Source organism: Marinobacter antarcticus, assembly GCF_900142385.1.
Taxonomy (GTDB): domain Bacteria; phylum Pseudomonadota; class Gammaproteobacteria; order Pseudomonadales; family Oleiphilaceae; genus Marinobacter; species Marinobacter antarcticus.
In genome coordinates, this window is record NZ_FRAQ01000001.1 from 1,754,698 (window position 1) to 1,773,851 (window position 19,154).

At 53.7% G+C, this 19,154-nt stretch carries 15 protein-coding genes; 4 read left to right on the forward strand and 11 right to left on the reverse strand.

Annotated features, from left to right (window positions below; translation table 11 throughout):
• The first annotated feature begins 110 nt into the window (after positions 1-110).
• Positions 111-2,798, forward strand: a complete 2,688-nt coding sequence (locus tag BUA49_RS08270; RefSeq protein WP_072796693.1) for a LuxR C-terminal-related transcriptional regulator — start codon at positions 111-113, stop codon at positions 2,796-2,798.
• Between the two features lie 23 nt (positions 2,799-2,821).
• Here BUA49_RS08270 and BUA49_RS08275 read toward each other — a convergent pair whose 3' ends face one another.
• The 11 genes from BUA49_RS08275 to pilB form a co-directional block, all read right to left on the reverse strand.
• On the reverse strand, positions 2,822-3,730 hold the full coding sequence (locus tag BUA49_RS08275; RefSeq protein ID WP_072796694.1) for an acyltransferase: 909 nt from the start codon (positions 3,728-3,730) through the stop codon (positions 2,822-2,824).
• A 36-nt stretch (positions 3,731-3,766) separates the two neighbouring features.
• Positions 3,767-4,702 carry a glucosaminidase domain-containing protein gene (locus tag BUA49_RS08280; protein ID WP_072796695.1) on the reverse strand — a complete coding sequence of 312 codons (936 nt, stop codon included), beginning with the start codon at positions 4,700-4,702 and terminating at the stop codon, positions 3,767-3,769.
• A 352-nt stretch (positions 4,703-5,054) separates the two neighbouring features.
• Positions 5,055-5,615 carry a YfaZ family outer membrane protein gene (locus tag BUA49_RS08285; protein WP_072796696.1) on the reverse strand — a complete coding sequence of 187 codons (561 nt, stop codon included), beginning with the start codon at positions 5,613-5,615 and terminating at the stop codon, positions 5,055-5,057.
• 134 nt (positions 5,616-5,749) lie between these two features.
• A complete protein-coding gene (yacG, locus tag BUA49_RS08290; protein WP_072796697.1) occupies positions 5,750-5,938 on the reverse strand; it encodes a DNA gyrase inhibitor YacG in 189 nt (62 codons plus the stop codon).
• A 56-nt stretch (positions 5,939-5,994) separates the two neighbouring features.
• Positions 5,995-8,355 (reverse strand): hybrid sensor histidine kinase/response regulator, encoded by a 2,361-nt coding sequence (locus tag BUA49_RS08295; RefSeq protein ID WP_072796698.1) that lies wholly within the window; start codon positions 8,353-8,355, stop codon positions 5,995-5,997.
• A 42-nt stretch (positions 8,356-8,397) separates the two neighbouring features.
• The gene (gene tsaA, locus BUA49_RS08300) at positions 8,398-9,141 is read right to left on the reverse strand and encodes a tRNA (N6-threonylcarbamoyladenosine(37)-N6)-methyltransferase TrmO (RefSeq protein ID WP_072796699.1); all 744 of its coding nucleotides are present in this window, start codon (positions 9,139-9,141) and stop codon (positions 8,398-8,400) included.
• A gap of 93 nt (positions 9,142-9,234) precedes the next feature.
• A complete protein-coding gene (locus BUA49_RS08305) occupies positions 9,235-10,356 on the reverse strand; it encodes a hypothetical protein (protein WP_228704430.1) in 1,122 nt (373 codons plus the stop codon).
• The gene (gene coaE, locus BUA49_RS08310) at positions 10,328-10,927 is read right to left on the reverse strand and encodes a dephospho-CoA kinase (RefSeq protein ID WP_072796701.1); all 600 of its coding nucleotides are present in this window, start codon (positions 10,925-10,927) and stop codon (positions 10,328-10,330) included. The genes BUA49_RS08305 and coaE overlap by 29 nt, the downstream gene beginning before the upstream one ends.
• A gap of 8 nt (positions 10,928-10,935) precedes the next feature.
• Positions 10,936-11,811, reverse strand: a complete 876-nt coding sequence (locus BUA49_RS08315; RefSeq protein ID WP_072796702.1) for a prepilin peptidase — start codon at positions 11,809-11,811, stop codon at positions 10,936-10,938.
• 93 nt (positions 11,812-11,904) lie between these two features.
• Positions 11,905-13,125, reverse strand: coding sequence for a type II secretion system F family protein (locus tag BUA49_RS08320; protein ID WP_072796703.1), 1,221 nt, complete (start codon positions 13,123-13,125; stop codon positions 11,905-11,907).
• 2 nt (positions 13,126-13,127) lie between these two features.
• Positions 13,128-14,843, reverse strand: a complete 1,716-nt coding sequence (gene pilB / locus BUA49_RS08325; protein WP_072796704.1) for a type IV-A pilus assembly ATPase PilB — start codon at positions 14,841-14,843, stop codon at positions 13,128-13,130.
• 395 nt (positions 14,844-15,238) lie between these two features.
• Here pilB and BUA49_RS08330 point away from each other — a divergent pair, with 395 nt between their 5' ends.
• The 3 genes from BUA49_RS08330 (at position 15,239) to BUA49_RS08340 (ending at position 19,101) form a co-directional block, all read left to right on the forward strand.
• Entirely contained in the window at positions 15,239-15,700 is a 462-nt protein-coding gene (locus BUA49_RS08330; RefSeq protein WP_072796705.1) for a pilin, read from the forward strand.
• A 123-nt stretch (positions 15,701-15,823) separates the two neighbouring features.
• Complete coding sequence (locus tag BUA49_RS08335; protein WP_072796706.1) at positions 15,824-17,653, forward strand: Wzy polymerase domain-containing protein; 1,830 nt, start codon at positions 15,824-15,826, stop codon at positions 17,651-17,653.
• Between the two features lie 68 nt (positions 17,654-17,721).
• The gene (locus tag BUA49_RS08340) at positions 17,722-19,101 is read left to right on the forward strand and encodes an O-antigen ligase family protein (RefSeq protein ID WP_175547559.1); all 1,380 of its coding nucleotides are present in this window, start codon (positions 17,722-17,724) and stop codon (positions 19,099-19,101) included.
• Positions 19,102-19,154 lie beyond the last annotated feature (53 nt).

The following is a 19,154-nucleotide window of genomic DNA, read 5'->3' on the forward strand; positions in this document are numbered from 1 at the left end:
TGCGATAAAAAACTGCCACCAGATAAATACCTTTCACGTCAAAACTTTGCAGCCCGCCCCTCAATTGGTTTAACCTCCCTATCATACTAAAGGCGTATTCGGGGCAGCGAGTGAAATCATTCCATGATGGCTATGCAGCCAATGACGAGTTTCAGTCAGCAAACAGCGGACTCCAGCGGGGCGAACTCGTAAGGGACTTGCTCAGGCAGAGGCTGCAGGTACCGGTTGTTCCAGCGAACTCGTTGGCACGTCCTCACCTGGATGCTTTGATCGTCGATGCATTAACACCACGCGGTGTGATTTTTGTAGAGGCACCCTGTGGATACGGAAAATCCCATACGGTGGCTACGGGTGTTCAGGCGGCGGGGGTTGGAGACGAAAGCGTTCGGTGGCTATCGCTTAACTCCCAGGATAACGCTCCCACCCGTTTTCTCAGCCTGTTGTCCGTAGCGCTGGATATCCCCGAATCCTCTGAAAGCAGCCTGCAAGGCGGTGCCACGTTCCCTGATGCGCTTGCAATAATGCTTCTCGGCCTGAAAAAAGCGCCGGCAGAGGGGCGGTTTGTTTTAGTTCTGGACTGTCTCCATCACATTACAAACCCCGCAGTCGTTGCGTTGCTTCAGCAGTTGGTTGCTGATATACCGCCTCATTTTTCGGTCGCCATGCTTTCAAGGCAGGCGTTGCCCTATGAAACCCACGCCCTGGAACTGGAAAACCGGTTTGCCCGCATAGGTAGTGAAAAGCTCGAGTTCAGCCGAAGCGAAACCTTTGAGTTTTTCCGGGATATTCTGGGTGATCAGCAGTTAACCAGTGTTGCGATTGATCATTTGTACGATCTTACTGAGGGCTGGCCCACGCCGCTGGCGCTCTACCGCCGGGATATTCTGCAAAGTTCGGAAAGACACGCAGTTTCAGAAACGCCCGGTGTTGAACGATTTTTGAAGGAATCCGTATTAGGCAGCTTGACGCCAGGCCAGGTGCGCGCGCTGAGAGCCATATCAGAACTCGGGCTCTGCTCTGACGAGTTGGTTCTGGCATTCGAATCCTTGATTCCAGACGGCGCACTGTTGCCATCCGAGGCCTTTGAGCGTGGGCTGCCCGTCAAGATTATGCCGGGTTGGGGGCGCTGGTATCGGCTCAACCCGCTGTTGATGGAGTGGCTGAAAGCACCCGTAATGGCGGGCTATTCCGACAGGATGCTTGCGGCGAGCCGGTGGTTTGGCAGTCGCAATCAATTCCCTGAAGCTTTGAAGTACTCACTGCTGGCAGGTGATTCGGAAGAAGTGATCCGTATCGCCTCTGAGGGTTCCGAAGCACTATTGCTTGGGCAGGATACGGCCTCGTTGCTGCGCTTGCGCAAAAGCCTGCCGGCACTGCTGCTTGAGCGCAGCCCCAGGCTGAGAATTGTCTATAGCTGGGTGCACGCTATTGGGGGGCAGTTCCGGCAGGCGCGTGCCCTGATTGACGGCATGAATGATGAGAGCCAGCAGGAACACGAAACACGAATCTGTGCGCTCAGGGCGTTTATCCTGCGTGGGGAAGGGCAGGTCGCACCGGCTCTGGAAATGGCAGAGCGTGCGCTTTCCGGGCGTGAGCTTTCAACTCAGGGCCAGCTGGTCACTCAGATGGTTCGTGCCAGTGCTTTGTGCGCATCCGGGCACTTTTCAGAAGCCCGGGAGGCCAATCGCGCGGCATCCCGCTTGGCCAGGGAGGCGGGTGACTCAGGTTCAGAAGCGCTGGCTGTATATGCCCACGCACGAATTGAACTGGGTAAAGGCGCTCTCAGGCATGCAGAACAGTTGCTGCGAACCGGTCTGGATACCGTTGTGCAGGAGCTCGCCCGGCCTGCGCGCATCGGGGAAACACGGCTTCAGTTGAACCTGGTGCTCGTGCTCTGGCATCAAGGGCGCGACGCAGAGGCGGATCGGTTGCTGGTGACCTGTGGTCGCCATGCGGAGCAGACCCGGGATCTCGGGCTATTGCTGGCAATGGCTATTCGGGTATTGATGTGCCGCTCTCAGGGCCGTCTGGAAGACGCATTTGTCTGGATTGGAAGAGCGGAGCGCACCATGCACACCTGGCAGGTAGATGAGTCTCTCTATGTTCCGGTGCTGGAAGCACTTAAAGCCAGTTGCTGGCTGGCTCAGAATCAGCTTGAAAGTGTCGCCCAGGCGCTTGCGAGACTGCGGCCCTACCGGGAGGCCGGCTGCGTGCCGGAGCTCTTCCCGATGATGCCCGGGTTGCTGGACTGCCTTCAGGTGCGGCTGGATCTTGCCCGGGGCGAAACCGTAAAAGCCCGTGAGACCCTTGCTAGCACGCGTAAACGCTACAGTCAGGCCATTCCATGGGGCGTAGACATACACATGCGGCTATTGGAAGCCATACTTGTCAGCGAAGACAAAGGCCTGGCAGCCGCGCAGAAGATTGTTATAGCCGTGATATCCGAAGCGGAAAAAGAACACTTCATAAGCCCATTCGCAGAACTGAAGCTTGAGTTGCGAGAGCTGATGGAAAAGGTTTACAGCCAGCTACCTGAAACCCCTTTCCGGAGTGCCCTGGGCCATCTGTTTGGCAAAGCGGGAGGAGCCGTGCCGGCGTTGTTGGCCGAGCCAATCAGCGACCGCGAACAGGGTGTGCTTGAGCTGATTGCCAAAGGTTTGTCGAACCAGGAGATCGCCGATAAACTGCACATCTCGCTGCATACGGTCAAAACCCACGCCCGGCGTATAAACGCCAAGCTGGAAGTGCGCTCCCGAACCCAGGCGACTGTTCGTGCCCGGGAGCTGGGGTTGCTCTAACGCCCGTTAGGCGTTGAGATAAATCAGGCCTGGCTCTGGCGCTCATTTTTGAGTACTTCGATGCGGGCGTCTTTCTCGGCCCAGAGTTCACCTACCCAGCGCTGGAATTCCACCCGGATTTCACGGCTGTCTTCATAGTTCATTCCAAGAAACTGCGACGGAATCTCCCGTACCCGGATATCGATCACAATTGTACGGATACGCCCGCACAGATAATCCCAAATACCTACGCGCTCCCCCGGGTAAACAATCGTCACATCCAGCATGGTATGCAGCATTTCGCCCATGGCGCCCAGAACAAACGCCGTGCCTCCCGCGCGTGGCTTTAGCAGGTGCTTGTATGGGGAGTTCTGGCGTTTATGTTTGGCGGGGGTGAAGCGGGTTCCCTCCATGAAGTTGAAGATGGTCACTGGTGTGTAGCGGAATTTTTCACACGCAGCGTGGGTGGCGGAAACATCTTTGCTTTTCAGTTCCGGATTCCGGGCAATCTGCTCTTTGGTGTGGCGGTGCATAAATGGAAAGTCGAGAGCCCACCAGGCAACGCCTAGCAAAGGAACCCAGATAAGCTGCTTTTTCAGAAAAAACTTGAGCAGGGGAGCACGGCTGTTGAGTACATACTGTATGGCGGGAATATCAGCCCAGCTCTGATGGTTACAGGTAACAAAATACCAGTGCTCGCGGCTGAGATTCGCTGCGCCCCGCACATCCCAGTCGAGCTTGTGCAGGCTATCCATTACCAGGTTGTTGACCCCGATCCACACCCGGGCAATGTTATTCAGCAGGACCGTACAGCCCTTGCGGATAGCAATCACCGGAAGCACTAGCTTGAGTAGCGCAAACAGCATCAGAAACGGGAAGAGTACGAGGGTGTTGAGTAACATAAACAGCGCCGCCAGAGTCCCCTTTAGCGGCGCAGGTAGAAAATCAAGCATTCGGGTTGTCTCAGGTTGTCAGGGGTTAATCGTAGATCAGCCCTTGGCCGAAGCAGCGGTTTTCTCTCCGGCAATCTGTCCTGGGAGAAGGGTCTGCCCGGCCTTTGCCGATGCCAGATCCTTCAGGTGCGACGGGCTGCGGTCGCTTAAAATTTTCCTGAATTCAGTGTCGTAGAATTCCAGATTGTTGTAGCGGATCATCGAGCGAATTTCATTAATATAGTCTTCGCCGCGCTCAGAATAGCCGATTAATCCGTGGGCAAGGGCAAGCCCTGAAAGCGGATCGCCGGCTTCTCTGTCATCAAGACGAGTGTCGCGCAGTTCCTGATAACTCGCGTGTCGGTTCAGGTTCTGAATATAGCCCCTTACAGAGTGGTAGGGCGATGGGAAGGCAGCCACCTCATGGCTGGCACCCTCAACGCGGCTCAGGGGCACCAGACCGCAGCCTTTGGAGAAGCACCACTGGCCGAAAAGATTGTTACCGCGAAGAGCAAAGCGTGAAGTTCCCCAAGCCGACTCATTGGCGGCCTGGGCCAGAATCAGGGAGGGCGGAATAACATCCAGACGCTTTCTCAGCAGGGCAAATTGCTCGGGGCTGCCGGGATCTTCCTTTACACGTAAGCGCTTAGATTGGGCTGCTAGCCAGGCGCGTTCTTTTTTCGATAGTGTGTCTTTCGTGGCAAGGCTATCCAGATAGTCCCGTTCAATGAGGATGCGGGAATTGGCAAGTACGATGCGAGGGTACATAAACGAGAAAAAGGCCACTTTCTTTTCAGTGGTGTCCTGATAGCCAGAGAAATCCGGAAGATCCTCACGAGCCCAGGAGGGCAGAGGTGGCAGTGAGCTCAGGGCGGGCTCTGAGCCGGTATTGTTGTAACTGTCTAAGCGTTCCGATGGCACATAAAAGCCTCCCCCGATGGCAAAAGCAACCAGCGGAACTACCAGCATTAGCGAGCGCATTGTAGCCGACATAAAACCTCTCTTTACACTCTGTTTCTGTGCCCGGCAAGCCTATACATTTGGGCGATGTGTTGATGATTATAACAGGTTGTACGAGCAGGGGTGCCTGAGGGTTCATGGCAGTTGAGTCGCGATCAGAAGGCCAAGCCGCTCTTCGCCGTTGACGACGTCTCGGTACAAGAGGAAAAACTGGCTTTGATACGCCGTCACAAAGCCTTTCAACAGGAGGTCTCCAGCGCTGAAGCTAACCTGCCCGGGATTCAGTCGCATGCGGCCAGTTTAGCAGTGCGGTTTTTGGGAAAGCGTGAAGAGGGGCACAAACGGGCGCCCCGGGAGGGCGCACGCATCAGAAAGCTGAACGGATTTAGAAGAAAATCTTCATGCCGGCCATAACGCCTTCATCCAGGTTGATGTCACCCCGGCGCGGCGCGTCCAGCCCGGTGTTCAGGTAGCGGTAACCGGCAAACAGTTCAGCGTTGCGGATAACGCGATAGCTGCCACGGAACTCAACGCTGGTCATATCTTCAGAGTCACCAAACGAGAGGATTCGTGGTGCATAGTGCAGGCCGCCAGTGAACGAGAGGCCCGGGACCGTGGGGATGTTCACAGTAGCAAAGCCGCCCAGACCCACTGCGCCGCCATCCAGGCGGTCGTCGTCCCAGCCTATGGCGCGCAAACCGATGCCGGCGGTTGTGGGCAGGTTACCCAGTGCGGTACGGCCCTGAGCATGAAAATCCACGTTACCAATATGGCGGCTACCTTCATGGTAGGTGTAACCGGCACCCAGCTGAAGGTCGTTGTTGTTGCCAAAAAAGTTTACCTGGCCCTTCACGGACTCGTTGGTCAGGCTCAAATCCAGGTCGCTGGCAAACACAGGCGCAGCAGCCAGAGAAAGAACCAACACGGAAACACGGGATACTTTCATTCTTTTACCTTCTCGATTGCGTTGCAAGTATTGATCGTGGGGAGAGTAACGCGCTGCCTGGAGTACCACAAATTACAAGCGCGTAAGCCCGCTGTAAGCTCGTGGATATAACTACGCAGACTCACCCTCATAAGTTAATGGTGCGTCGTTTCACCACCCTGATCAAGATCGTCCGGAGACGCATTCTCCGCCGGAACCCGATATTCCTCGTTGGCCCAGGCCCCGAGATCAATCAGTTTGCAGCGTTCTGAACAGAATGGTCGCGAAGGGTTGGTTTCTGACCATTCTACGAATTTTTTGCAGGTGGGGCATTCTACGTTCATGTGGACCTTTCAACTCGTTCATCGTTTGTGCGGTTGCCGCGTATAGCTTGGCGGCGTTAAACAGGGGCTTTTGCGGGAGCGCCATGGGCGTATTGTTCCAGTACTGCCCGTAGCATTTCAATATTGACAGGCTTGGCAACAAATGAATCCATGCCGGCGCGGCGGCAACGCTCTTCATCTTCTTCCATCGCGCTGGCGGTTAGGGCGACGACCGGAACCCGTGGTCGTTTTCGGGTTGCTTCCCATTCCCGCAGGCGCCGGGTGGCCTCAAAACCGTCCACTCTGGGCATCACGCAGTCCATAAATATAAGGTCGAAAGGATGCCATTGCCACAAGCTGGATGCAGCCTCGCCATCATTCGCCGTCATTACATCGCATCCCAGTTTTTCCAGCAGTCTGCGGGTAAGCGTGCGGTTTACCGGGTTGTCTTCTACCAGCAGCACCTTCATGCGGCGGGAGGTAAGCTTGTGGCGTTTTTCAGTATCGTCGCTGGTCTGCAGGGAAAATCGGGTCAGAAAACACCGCTCATCCTTTGTTGCGTCCTTGAAGAGCTGGTTAAGAATCGGCGTCAGGCAGGATTCCCGCAGGGACTTACTGAGAAAGGCATCTGCTCCGGACTGGCGGAAATGTTCGGCATCGCCGCGCTGCGGATTGGATGAGAGGATCAAGAGGCGCATATCCGCCCATAAAGGGTTGCCGCGAATCTGGCCGCATAATAGATCGCTGTCCATATCCGGCAAAAAGCCATCGAGGATAATGGCATCAAACGGTTCCTCACTGTCAAATGCCAGGCGCAATGACGTGAGTGCTTCTCCGGCGGATTTAACGGCCTCGATGTGGACATCATGGCGCGACAGCATTTCCAACGTAATCTTGCGGGAAAGCTCGTAGGAATCGGCTACCAGCACGCGCTTGCCCTTCAGCATGCGGGTATCCGGGCGCATGCGCGATGCGCTGTCAGGCGCTGTGGGCAGTGTCAGCTCAACCCAGAATGTAGAGCCCTCACCGGGTTGACTCTCGAGATCCAGAGAGCCATGCATCAGCTTGACGAGCTGGCGGCAGATGGTCAGCCCCAGCCCGGCACCGGGTAGCTGGCGCTGGAACCTCTGGCCTAACTGCACATAAGGCTCATACACCAGTGGAATATCTTCCGGGTTGATGCCAATGCCCGTATCTTCTACGGCGAGGCGCAGGCGAACCTTTTCATCCCGGCGCCCCAGCACCTCAATACTGATCAACACGTGCCCGGAATCCGTAAACTTGATGGCGTTAGAAACCAGGTTCAGCAAAACCTGACGAATCCGTGCAGGGTCACCTCGCAGGGCCCAGGGCAACTCTTCGTCAATGCGTAACTCCAGTGCCAGTCGTTTTTCCCGCGCCCGGTCGCCCAGCATGTGCACCAGATCGTTCAGGGTTTCCCTCAGGTCGAAAGGGATGTCCTCAAGCACAAGCTTCTCAGCTTCCATGCTGGAAATGTCCAGCAGGTCGTTGATGATGGCAGAGAGGCCTTCTGATGCACTGAGCAGGGTGTGTACGTACTCACTTTGCTCTTGATCCAGAGGCGTGTCGGTCAACAGGTTGGCGTAGCCGAGAATAGATTGTAGAGGTGTGCGCAGCTCATGGCTTACATTGGCGAGAAACTGGCTTTTTGCCCGGTTGGCCCGTATCGCTTCATCCCGCTCACCCTGGGATTGGATGGTGGTTTGCCGGAGCGATCGGGTGTCTTCCAGAATCTGAAGCCGCATCTTGTTAAGCGCCTGCTCAAGCTCCGAAAGTTCATCGGGGTTTCCGGGCGGTTTGCGCTTTAGCTTGAGAGGGTCCACCAGTGCATCCAGATTCAGCCGCGCGGCGTAATCTGCCATGGATTCCAGATGGCGGGAGAGGGTGAAGCGAACAATGATCAAAAGCCCCAGCGTGCCCAGCATTACAACAATTGACTGAAACAACAGGTTAATCAGTGCGCCGTTGCGCAGCTCGGAATAAACCTGTTCAACCGACGAGGTGATGGTAAGAGTGCCCACGTTTTCCGGGCCACGAAATGTGGAGCGGTTGAACACCAGCGGGAACGTTTGCGAAATAACCCTGCCTTCGGGGTAACCACCTGTGGAGAATTCTTCGCCGGTGGAGGTTACAACTCTGGCGTAGTCAATCGCCTCTACCGAACGCATGTCATCCAGGCTGTTGGCCACCTCGCTGAAATTCATCAGCCAGATGTTGTTGCTCATACCACCGGAAACCAGCCCTGCGGCGCGTTTCTGGGTTTCCTGAAGATCTGACTTGCGGCGCTCAAATTCACCGATCATCTGCACGCCGGTGGCAACCAGAGAAATCACCAGGCTGAACATCAGGACATACGCAAGCAGCCGCATAGCGAGCGGCCGGATACCCATGCGCGTGAAAAACCGATTTGAAGGCAAGGCACAAATTCCCTGTGTCACGACTAAATCATCTACGGAAGTCTAACAGACCGTCAGCACTTCGACACGTTTCTGTGAATGAACATTCACAAACCGGAACCGGACGTTGAGATCATAAAGATGCGCCCCGTAGATACGCTCCTCATCGCGGCCTCTGCGGAACGAAGGGCGGGGGTCATAGCCCACAACATCGGCAATAAGCAGCCTCAGATCGGGGTATTTCTCTGGTGGCAGGCTGGCAAGCTGAGCCTCGGCCTCTGGCAGAAAATCAACCTCGAGGCGTTCAGTGGGCGCCGTTTCAGCCCAGCCCAGCCCAGCATCCGGCACCGAATCCGCAAACGGCAGGTAAGGTTTGATATCCAGAATCGGGGTGCCATCGATCAGGTCATGGTCGCTAATCTGCAGAACCAGCCTGCCGTCTTTGCGCACAAGCCCCTCGTTACGGACCACAGACAGCCCAAGACTGTTGGGCCGGAACGGTGAGCGACTGGCGAACACGCCGATTTTCCGGTTTCCGCCCAGGCGAGGTGGCCGAACCACGGGCCGCCACTCCGCACGCACGGCTTCATGAAACTGGAAGATCAGCCAGAGGTGGCTGGCTGTTTCCAGGCCACGGAATGCATCTTCCCGATCGTAAGGTGACTGAATAATCAGGTCTGCTCTGGCATAGCGGGTGAGCCCCGGTTGCCGTGGGACTCCGAATTTGTCTTTGAAGCATGAATGTGTGATGGCAATAGGCGTAAGAGCCAGAGCTTCTTCAGCTGGTATTGAGAGGTGTCTGGGCATAGGCCTTGGTTCGTGGTTACAAATTCATGCTCCGAGCGAAGGTCTGCTTGCAGACCTTCTTGGCCTTGGGACCGAGTCAGCAGTATAAGCCTACTAGAAGTTCGGGTGAATGCTACCGGAAAAGTACATTTCCAGGCGAAAAAGCACAGAGCCTTGGTCTTTAAAACTCCTGTCCCTCGGGAAAGTTAACGCGGGGATTAACTCGGCAAATAGCCAGTCACTGTGCAGCCGGTAACGCCAGGTGAGATCGGCAAAGGCAGACGTCGTGCGCCAGACGGGTTTGCTCTCGCCGAGAACGCCGATACGCGGGGTGAGGGTTGAGCGATTATTGAGCCTTTTACCCGTGCTGAAAATCTGCGCCGCTACAAATTTGCCGTCGCGGTGGACCCATTCAAGCTCAGAGGAAGACGCGAAACGCCAGCCATTACCAACATCCCGGCTGGCGCTGAACCAGGTGCGGGCACCCCAGCCATCCTGGTGGTAATAGTAAAAACGTTGTTGCGCGCGAAAAGCCCAGTCGGCATCTGCGTTCCAGCGTTTTTCAGCTGTTGCCCGCCAGAAGGCATCAGGCGGCAAGCGCAGGCGGGCGCCAATGTCGTTTGACAGGTTGATGGCATCGCCGATTTGCGAGAGATACCGCAACGCACCGGTTGTTTGGGTGTCTGTACGGTCGGGTTCCGTGAGCTGCCGGTCGCGCTGGCGTTCTTCCAGGGGAATAAGCTCGTCGCTTTCGCTCTCGATAACCAGCCGCAGTTTGCGCCGCGTGGTGGGGATATCCAGGCGGAACCGGACTTCTGAATCGAATTGGGCCGGGTCGCCGTATTCGGACTCGGTGGCGAAGCCAAGTCGCAAATAACTTTCGTTGTTGGGGAGGTTATGGGTTTCACCGGAGAGCGTTCGGTCGGCCCAATTTCCAATTGACTGAACCTTCGGGCTTTGAATACGCTCCTGGCGCAGAACGAAGTTGCCGAAGTTCAGCCAGTAGGAGTCTATTGGTTCCGCCCAGTACTCTTCTGGCTCAAACGTGTAGAACGAGAGCGGCAGCTTCTCCGGGGTCAGAGTATCGGGTATAGAGTTTTCCCGAACCTCGAAAATCGGCTCTATCCCGTAACTGTTTGCACTTATTACAAGGAACAACGCTGCAACGGTTCGGGAAAAAGCCGAACAGTACCTTAAACGGAGCTGATTAACCAAAGTCCACAATGAACCTTTCATGCAATGCGCGAACCTCGGCCGAAACCTTGTTTTTGGGCTGGTTGTTATCAATAACGGCATCCGCTTTGGCAACTCGCTGCTCCCGATCCATCTGGGCGGCAATAATCCGCTCAACCTGCTCGCGGGAGTTTGTATCCCGGGCCATGGTGCGCTCAATCTGAACATCCACTGGAACATCCACCACCAGCACCTTTTCAACCAGTTTGTTCTGGTCTGTTTCCAGCAGTAGGGGAGACACTAACAGAACGTAAGGCAAAGTATAATCGGAAGGATGGAGCTGACGAATCAGCTCCTCGCGAATAATCGGATGCAACAAGCTCTCAAGCCAGACTCGTTGCTCCGGCTGCTCAAACACAATCTGCCGAAGGCGTGCCCGATCCAGGGCTCCGTCTTCCGTGAGAATGTCCTGCCCGAAGTGATCGGCAATAACCGTCAGCGCGGGCATGCCAGGCTCAACCACTTCGCGGGCCACATCGTCCGCATCCACCCAGTGCACGCCGAGGCTACCAAACTGACGCGCAACCGTGGATTTCCCCGATCCGATGCCACCTGTTAATCCGATAACGACCATCCGAGCTGTCAAACTCCCAGCAGCCCGTACCAGAATGCCTGAATCTCAACGCCAAACCACAAACACAACAGCCCGGCAGCTGCCAGATAGGGCCCAAACGGGATAGGTACTTCACGCCCATGCTTCTTGAAAACCATCAGGCTGATACCCACAACGGCACCCACAACAGACGACAACAGAATCACGGCGGGCAACAACTCCCATCCCAGCCAGGCGCCCAGAGCGGCCAGCAGCTTGAAATCGCCGTGCCCCATACCCTCTTTTCCGGTTGCCAGCTTGAACAGCCAGTAAACAGACCAGAGGGAAAGATAGCCAAAAACCGCACCCAGGAAAGCGCTGTTAAAATCGCCCAGATACCCGAAATAGCTCAACATCAGCCCGAGCCACATCAAGGGCAGGGTGATGCTGTCTGGCAAAAGCTGCGTGTCGAAATCGATCACCGTAAGAGCAACCAGCGCCCAAACCAGCAGGAGTGACAACAAGGTCGCCACGGAAGGGCCACCTACCACGACAGTGATCACAGAAAACAGCGCAGTGACTGCCTCAATTACCGGGTAACGGATCGAAATGTGAGCCTTACAGCCGCCACACTTCCCGCCAAGAAACAGATAGCTGATAACCGGAATATTCTCCCAGGCCCGGATCTTATGACCACAGGAAGGGCAGGTGGAAGCAGGACTGGAAAGCGTTACGCGATCTTCCTGGCTATGCTGATCCTCCGGAACCTCCAGAAACGCCTCGCACTGACAACGCCAATCTTGATGCATCATCTTCGGCAGCCGAAGAATCACCACATTTAGAAAGCTACCAATGCAAAGAGAGACGAAGGTTACAGTGAGGTAAAAAAGCCAGGGAGTTGAGAGGAAAGTATCTAATGTAGCCATTCAAAAACTCTTAATGTTTCTCTTTTTTCTTTACTCCCCTCTCCCCCAGCGGGAGAGGGGCCGGGGGGAGAGGGAGAAAGCGGGCCGGCGGCCCTACCCAACAACCTGCCCCATCTGAAAGATCGGCAGATACATAGCAATAATCAAACCACCCACAAGAACACCCAGAACCGACATAATCATCGGCTCCATCAGCGCGGTCAGGTTATCAACCATATCATCAACCACCCCCTCATAATGCTCGGCCACCTTCTCCAGCATCTCGTCCAAATTACCAGACTCTTCACCAATAGCCGTCAGCTGAACAGCCATAACCGGGAAAACACCCTGCTCCCGCATAGAAGCCTGCAACTGAGTACCGCTGGAAACATCGTTCTTGATGCGCTGAATGGCATCTCGATAAACCGCGTTACCCGTGGCGCCGGCCACAGAGTCCAAAGCGTCCACAAGGGGAACACCCGCAGCAAAGGTAGTGGACAGAACCCGCCCGAACTTGGCTACCGCCGATTTGTCGATGATCTCGCCCATAACCGGAATTTTAAGGACGTATTTATCCACCGTATCCGAAAATTTCTGTGAGCGACGATTTGCCTCCTTGAACAGGAATATCGTGCCAACAATGCCCAGCAGCACCACAAACCACCAGGTCTGCATCCACTCAGAAAGCCGAACAACCATCTGCGTAAACACAGGAAGCTCCGCGCCAAACCCTTGGAACAGGCTCTCAAATTGTGGAACAACCTTTACCAGCAGAATCGCGGTAACAACGATCGCCACGACAACAACCGCAATAGGGTAGGTCATCGCCTTTTTTACTTTTTTCTTCAACAGTTCGGTTTTTTCAAGGTAAGTCGCAATGCGATCCAGCATCTTCTCCAGCGCGCCGGCCTTCTCACCGGAATCCACCAGGTTGCAGTAAAGATCGTCAAAGTGCTTGGGGTGCTTGCGCAGCGCCCCCGCAAAACTGGTGCCGGATGAAATCTCATTCCGGATTGTCATTACCAAATCTTGCAACCCTTTGTTCTCAAGGCCATCGGTAACTATGTCAAAGCTTTGAACCAGCGGCACGCCCGCTTTCATCATCGTTGCCAGTTGCCGGGTAAGCATGGCGATGTCGAAGGGTGTGATCTTCTTGCTGCCACCAAACAAAGGTTTTGGCTTTTTCTTGACCTTGTTAGGGATAATCCCCTGTTTACGTAGCTGGGCCTTTACCAGGGCCAGGTTGGAGCCGGTAAGCTCGCCTTTGGATTTGTTACCCCTCCGGTCTTTACCTTCCCAGATGTACGATTCCAGCTTTTGCGCTTTCTCTGCCATGCTTAATCCTTCGTCACGCGGTTGGCTTCCTCAAGGCTGGTCACGCCCGCAATCACTTTCAAAAGTGCTGCCTGGCGTAAATTCCGGAAGCCCTCGGCCTCAGCCTGTTGTGCAATTTTAATGGAGCTGGCCTCTTCCATAATCATGTTCGCCAGCGTACCGGTAACCTTGACCACCTCGTAAATACCGACGCGGCCTTTATACCCACCATTGCATTTATCACAGCCCTTGGGGTGGAACAACGTAAAGCCTGTATCAATTTGTTCTTGTGTGAACCCCTCGGCCAAAAGTACGTCTTTTGGCACGTCACCGGGCTGTTTGCACGCACTGCATAGTTTTCGGCCAAGCCGTTGGGCAATGATCAGGCTTACGGACGTTGCAATGTTGAAGGCGGGGACGCCCATGTTCATCATCCGCGTGAGGGTTTCTGCCGCGCTGTTAGTGTGCAGAGTAGAAAGAACCAGGTGGCCCGTCTGCGCCGCCTTGATGGCAATGTTGGCGGTTTCAAGGTCCCGGATCTCACCCACCATGATTACGTCCGGATCCTGGCGGAGGAAGGCTCGCAGTGCTTCGGCGAATCCCAGGCCAACCCTGTTGTTCACGTTGACCTGGTTAATGCCCTCGAGGTTGATCTCGGCCGGATCCTCCGCCGTGGAGATGTTGATATCCGCTGTATTCAGAATATTCAGGCCGGTATAAAGCGATACGGTTTTACCAGAGCCCGTTGGCCCGGTAACCAGAATCATGCCCTGTGGCTGGGCAAGCGCATCCATGTACAGCTTCTTCTGGTCTTCCTCGTAGCCCAGCGCATCAATGCCCAGCTTGGCCTGGCTGGGGTCCAGAATTCGAAGAACGATTTTCTCACCCCAAAGCGTCGGCAAGGTATTAACCCGGAAATCGATGGCTTTGGTTTTGGACAGCTTCATCTTGATCCGGCCATCCTGGGGAACCCGACGCTCCGAAATATCCAGCTGGGCCATAATTTTTATGCGCGCCGAAATCTTGGGTGCCAGCTTGATGGAAGGCCGTGACATCTCCTTCAAAATACCGTCTGTTCTGTATCGAACCCTGTAAGTTTTCTCATAAGGCTCGAAATGCACATCTGAGGCGCCCCCACGAATGGCGTCCAGCAGCATCTTGTTCACATACTTTACGATGGGCGCATCGTCTATATCATTTGCAGAAACGGCCCCGTCATCTTCCGGTTCGCCGCCCTCGGTTTCCACGCCCTCCAGGTCCGCATCATCCAGATCACCCATGCTGGTATCGTGGGATTCCAGATATTTATCGATAGCTTCGCGGAGCTTTGCATCATCAACCAGGATAGGGTCGGTGCTCAGGCCGGTGTTGAACTTGATTTCATCCAGCGCCTGAATGTTCGTGGGGTCGGACACCGCAATGAAAAGCCTGTTGCCCCTCTTATATAATGGGAGAGCGTTGTGCTTTCGCACTAATTTCTCGTCGACCACCTTATCCGGCATCATCTCCGGCATAAACGATGATAGGTCCAGAACAGACACTCCAAATTCCATCGCAGCCGAAAAGGCCAGTTTGGAACTGTCCGCCAATTTGTTCTGGGTAAGGTAGGTGATCAGTGGAATCCGATTCTGAGACGCCTGCACAAAGGCATCCTTGGCGATTGCCTCTTCAAGAAGCCCGTCGTCCACAAAGCGCCGGGCGAGACCAGTAAGCGTGATGTTACTTTGGTTAGTAGCCATAAAATGAGTAAAGAATGCTGCCTAAGTGACTGAAAAAGGGTTTCTGTTTATTGAGGAGAGTTTAGATGGCTGGCCTGAGTTTGGAAAGGTGTGTGGTTAATTCATGGGCTTCAAATGATACTGGATCAGTAAATAGAAGTGAGTAAGAAAGATGACCGAGTGACAAATTTTGTCAGTGAATGACGGGTAACGGCTCTGGAGTTCTTCTGCTGACATGTCGCGTAAGGCGTGGAGGTGCTTTATAGCTGTCTGATTTATAGTGCCTTATAGGTTTTTTGGTAAGTTGGCACAAGGAATGCTTTAAGATATTCAGGCTCAAACAACCGGTTGCGGGGCAAGGCTCCACCGGCCCCGGGCCAATTCGAGTTGATCAACGACAATCATAGAGGTCGAATATGAAGAACATGAAAATCAATCACGCCCAGAAGGGTTTCACGCTGATCGAACTTATGATCGTTGTTGCGATCATTGGTATTTTGGCGGCTATCGCTATTCCGCAATACCAGGATTACATTGCACGCTCGCAGGTTACTCGTGTTGTAGGAGAGATTTCGGCTCTTAAAACGTCTGCAGAAGAGCAGTTGATGAGAGGGCAGGAGCCATCGGGTGCTGGCTCGCTTGGCTTTACTGGTTCGGACCTGCTGACTGGTTCAGATCTTGAATCTGTTAACTTCAATAGCACTGGTGATGGCACCATCGTAGCTGAATTGGGCAACAATGCCAGTTCAGCAGTGGACGGCGCAAAGGTTACGCTCACTAGAACAACTGCTGGAGCGTGGAGCTGTGAAGTTACTGCCGCTTCAGGCGGTGGTTGGGACAACTCCTACGCACCATCTGGCTGCCCGGTTTCCCCGTAAGTACAGTCTGGTTTGATGAAATTCTGACCTGATGTAAGAAAGGCCCGGCTACTTTGTCGGGCCTTTCTTATTTAAAGCGTATTTTTTTGTACAGCCTGCTCATTCTGTCCCTGGTAAAACTAAATGATCAGATTTAAAGCAGAAACTGCTGGTTCCTCGCTGTCTGTATCTGCGGTGTTATTGCTTTTTATGCTTGCGCCCGCCCTTGGGTTGTTGAAAGTTTGGCCCCTGCCTACTGCAATTACCGCCGGTTTGACGCTTCTTTGTGTTGGCCTTTTTTTCGGGATGCAGTTCACTAAACGAGATTCCAGTTTTCGTTTCAATGCTGCGATTTTTTTCTTTCTTGGGATGGCCCTAGCCCTTGTCGTGTCTGTGGCGTTGAACAGCTACGCCAATGAAACTACTTGGCGCTGGTACCTGATCGCTTTTATTGTTTGCATTATGACACTGGTAGCTTCCAGTGAACTCAAGGCCAAAAGTCCACAACAGTTCCATAGCAGGATTAGCTTTTTTTTATGGCTTGGCTGTTTTGCTTACAGCGTTATGAGTCTGTTGAAATATTATGGAGTGCTATCCCTTGTTTTCACTTGGGTAGAGCCTTCAAGCGGGCGCTTGTCCGGCATTTGGGGGCAACCCAATTTAACCACAACGAGCTGCTGGCTAGGTTTGTTGGCCGGGGCTGTGGTGTTTTCTCGGAAAGAGCAAAAAGGATGGTGGTATGTCAGTATCCTGGTGCTGGGCTGGACTCTGGCCTGCGCGGCTTCGCGCATGTCGTGGCTGATGGCGGTTGGGCTGCTCGCTTTGGTATTTATTAGCCGACTGTCGCGCTATCAGGTGAATGAAACCTTTAATGCCAGTCGACTTTTAGCTAAAGGCACTGCTCTGGTTATTGTTCTTGTATTTGTGGTACCCCTGCTCAATCAGCCCATTCGGGAAGCCTTGATTTCTTTCAATATACTGGATAAAAGTTCGGTAATCTCTCTAGCTGACAGGACCGTCTTCCATGACAGCGCAAGGTTGGCAGAGTTATCCAAAGTTTTTTCTTCGGCAAGCACATTTTCCTGGCCGCAATGGTTTATTGGAGTAGGCCCCGGGAATTATCCGACATTCTCCTATCACGCAGATATGGTTTTACCACCGGAAGGGCCTGTGGCAGGCACTTGGCTGCACTCACATAATCTTTTCAGTATGGTGTTTGTTGAGTTTGGATTAGTTGGACTGGCTTTTTTGCTCACGTTTTTGGTGTGTATTGCGGTGGTAGCCTTGAAGGCACCCATGACTTTGTCAAAGTTCTTTTCCATAGGTGGGATCGGCCTCCTATTTATCCATAGTAATCTTGAATTCCCTCTGTGGTATCTCTGGTTTTTGGTGCTGTTTTGTCTGTTGCTGACGAATCTCTTTGACGTTAAAGGGCTTAAAGGGGATTCAAAGTGGCTTAAGCCGGTGGTGGGGTTTTGTGGGTTGTTGATGGTGCTAACACTTCTGGTGAATGTGGGCTATCAATACAGTCGCATTGCTGGTGTGGCGCTGAATTCACAGCGTGACAGGCAGGATTATCAAGCCTTGGCTTTTCTGGCGAACGACAGCCTGATGGGGCCTTATGCGGTACTCAGGAAATACCGGGACTTCGCGCCAGAGATTACCAATATTGACTGGCAGTTATTAGAAGTTCGCAAGATGAAAGCTTGGCAGCCAAGAGATCTTGTGATATTGCGTGAGTTTTCCTTGCTGGTTCTAAAGCGGGATGTTAGCGAAGCCTGTGAAGTGGCGGAGCAATCGGCCTATCGCTATCCATACTCCGCACCGATTATGCTTGATCATAGTCTGCTAGCTGGTGTTCTGTCACCCGCACAGATAACTGAGATAGCGAACTGCATTGAGAAGGGGTTGGCCCCTCGGGGTGAGACTATTGTATCGATGCAGAAAAAAAATCAAGCTGAAATTTCCAATTGAATACTACGAACCTGATGCTGAAACTGCGTTTCTCTCAATTTCTACTACCGTTTCTGTTGTGCGTTTGGGTGGCATCTTATCTTGGCTATGTGGGCTGGAAGCCCGGTTTTGCCTATAACGCTCAGCGGTATTTCGAGATTCTTCTTTTAGGGAGTCTGTTGTGTGCCGGTGTCATGCTGCCGGTTCGCTTCCGTTTGAGCCGGTTTTGGGCGGTTTCATGCTTTGTCCTGTTGTTGGTCATGGCGCTAGTGATTTGGCAGGCAGATAATCATTGGTTGGCGATACGGGAAGGGATGCAGTATTTGGCCCTTTTTACGGCCATGCTGGTTGTTGCCAAAGCAAGGCAGCACGCGGGCGCTGCCAGTTTTGACAGGGCTGCTTATATCGGTTTGGTGCTGTTTTGCTTTGGTTGCTCTTTGATTGTGTTGGAAGGATTGCTGCTCAGTCTTTCCATTCACATGGTAGATCATCGGGTGGTTTTTGGCGCTTTTGTCAACGTGCGTATTTTCGCTGAACTACAGTTCCTGACCTTGTTTGTTTTGCCGGCAGCCTGGCTGCAGATGAATTCTGCGGGCTGGCGGCGCTTTATAGGGTTAACAGCAATGCTTTGGTGGGGGTTGTTGTTGTTTACCGGTACCCGCTCGGCGTTGGTGGCCTTGCCTTTCGCCTTGCTGGTTCTCGGGTTGGCGGCTGGGCGTAACACTTTGGGTTGGCTCAAGGTGTTAGCCATTCAGTTTGCCGGTGGTGTGCTGATGTTTTTGTTTTTGCGGGGCGGTGTTGCTTGGTATTTGAACACTTCACTCTGGGGTGAGGGCAGCATGAGCTTCGCCCGTGGGTCCAGTAGTGGGCGGTTAGATATATGGGCGGAAGCCTGGGGCCATTTTCTGCAGTATCCTTGGCTGGGAAATGGCCCGGGGGGGTTTGCCTGTTTTACGAGTGAGTTGGTAGCGGCCCCCCACAATCTGTTTTTCCAGCTTCTGTCGGAGTGGGGTATATTCATGACCCTGCTATGCCTGGTCCTTGCTTTGCTTATGTTTGTTGCACTAGTGCGGCATCTGCGTTCCGAGCGTCATATAAATCCACTCGAATTCTCTCTGTTTGCGACGCTGGTAGCTACAGTGGCTGCCAGCATGGTGGAGGGCATGATTACTGGTCCTCTGCAGCAGATGTTGCTTGTTTTGGTGCTTGGCTGGGCTTTGCATGTTTTTACCCAGGGAAAATTTGCTCTACTGGCTGGCAAGGCTCTTTGCCGGTATCAGGGTGCATATGTAATAGTTCTGGCTGCATTTCTGGCGATAACGATATGGGGTGTAAAAGCAGATCTCATTCTTCAGCAGAAATTGTTGGTATCGCCAGATGGCGTTGTCAATCTCAGTTATGGTCCCCGTTTCTGGGCAGACGGCCATGATCATTGTCCTGACTGGCATGAGCGTTATCAAAACCAGTGAGAGTTCTGCCAAGTCCAAGTCGGGTTTCTGGCTCAGAATTTGCTTCGTGTTGA

What these genes read in the sequence shown, in the direction of transcription:
- BUA49_RS08285 (WP_072796696.1), bottom strand. Translation starts at nt 5,615, where the DNA reads ATGAAAGTATCCCGTGTTTCCGTGTTGGTTCTTTCTCTGGCTGCTGCG.
- BUA49_RS08335 (WP_072796706.1), top strand. Translation starts at nt 15,824, where the DNA reads ATGATCAGATTTAAAGCAGAAACTGCTGGTTCCTCGCTGTCTGTATCT.
- BUA49_RS08305 (WP_228704430.1), bottom strand. Translation starts at nt 10,356, where the DNA reads ATGAAAGGTTCATTGTGGACTTTGGTTAATCAGCTCCGTTTAAGGTAC.
- BUA49_RS08275 (WP_072796694.1), bottom strand. Translation starts at nt 3,730, where the DNA reads ATGCTTGATTTTCTACCTGCGCCGCTAAAGGGGACTCTGGCGGCGCTG.
- yacG (WP_072796697.1), bottom strand. Translation starts at nt 5,938, where the DNA reads ATGAACGTAGAATGCCCCACCTGCAAAAAATTCGTAGAATGGTCAGAA.
- BUA49_RS08315 (WP_072796702.1), bottom strand. Translation starts at nt 11,811, where the DNA reads ATGGCTACATTAGATACTTTCCTCTCAACTCCCTGGCTTTTTTACCTC.
- tsaA (WP_072796699.1), bottom strand. Translation starts at nt 9,141, where the DNA reads ATGCCCAGACACCTCTCAATACCAGCTGAAGAAGCTCTGGCTCTTACG.
- coaE (WP_072796701.1), bottom strand. Translation starts at nt 10,927, where the DNA reads ATGGTCGTTATCGGATTAACAGGTGGCATCGGATCGGGGAAATCCACG.
- BUA49_RS08330 (WP_072796705.1), top strand. Translation starts at nt 15,239, where the DNA reads ATGAAGAACATGAAAATCAATCACGCCCAGAAGGGTTTCACGCTGATC.
- BUA49_RS08320 (WP_072796703.1), bottom strand. Translation starts at nt 13,125, where the DNA reads ATGGCAGAGAAAGCGCAAAAGCTGGAATCGTACATCTGGGAAGGTAAA.
- pilB (WP_072796704.1), bottom strand. Translation starts at nt 14,843, where the DNA reads ATGGCTACTAACCAAAGTAACATCACGCTTACTGGTCTCGCCCGGCGC.
- BUA49_RS08280 (WP_072796695.1), bottom strand. Translation starts at nt 4,702, where the DNA reads ATGTCGGCTACAATGCGCTCGCTAATGCTGGTAGTTCCGCTGGTTGCT.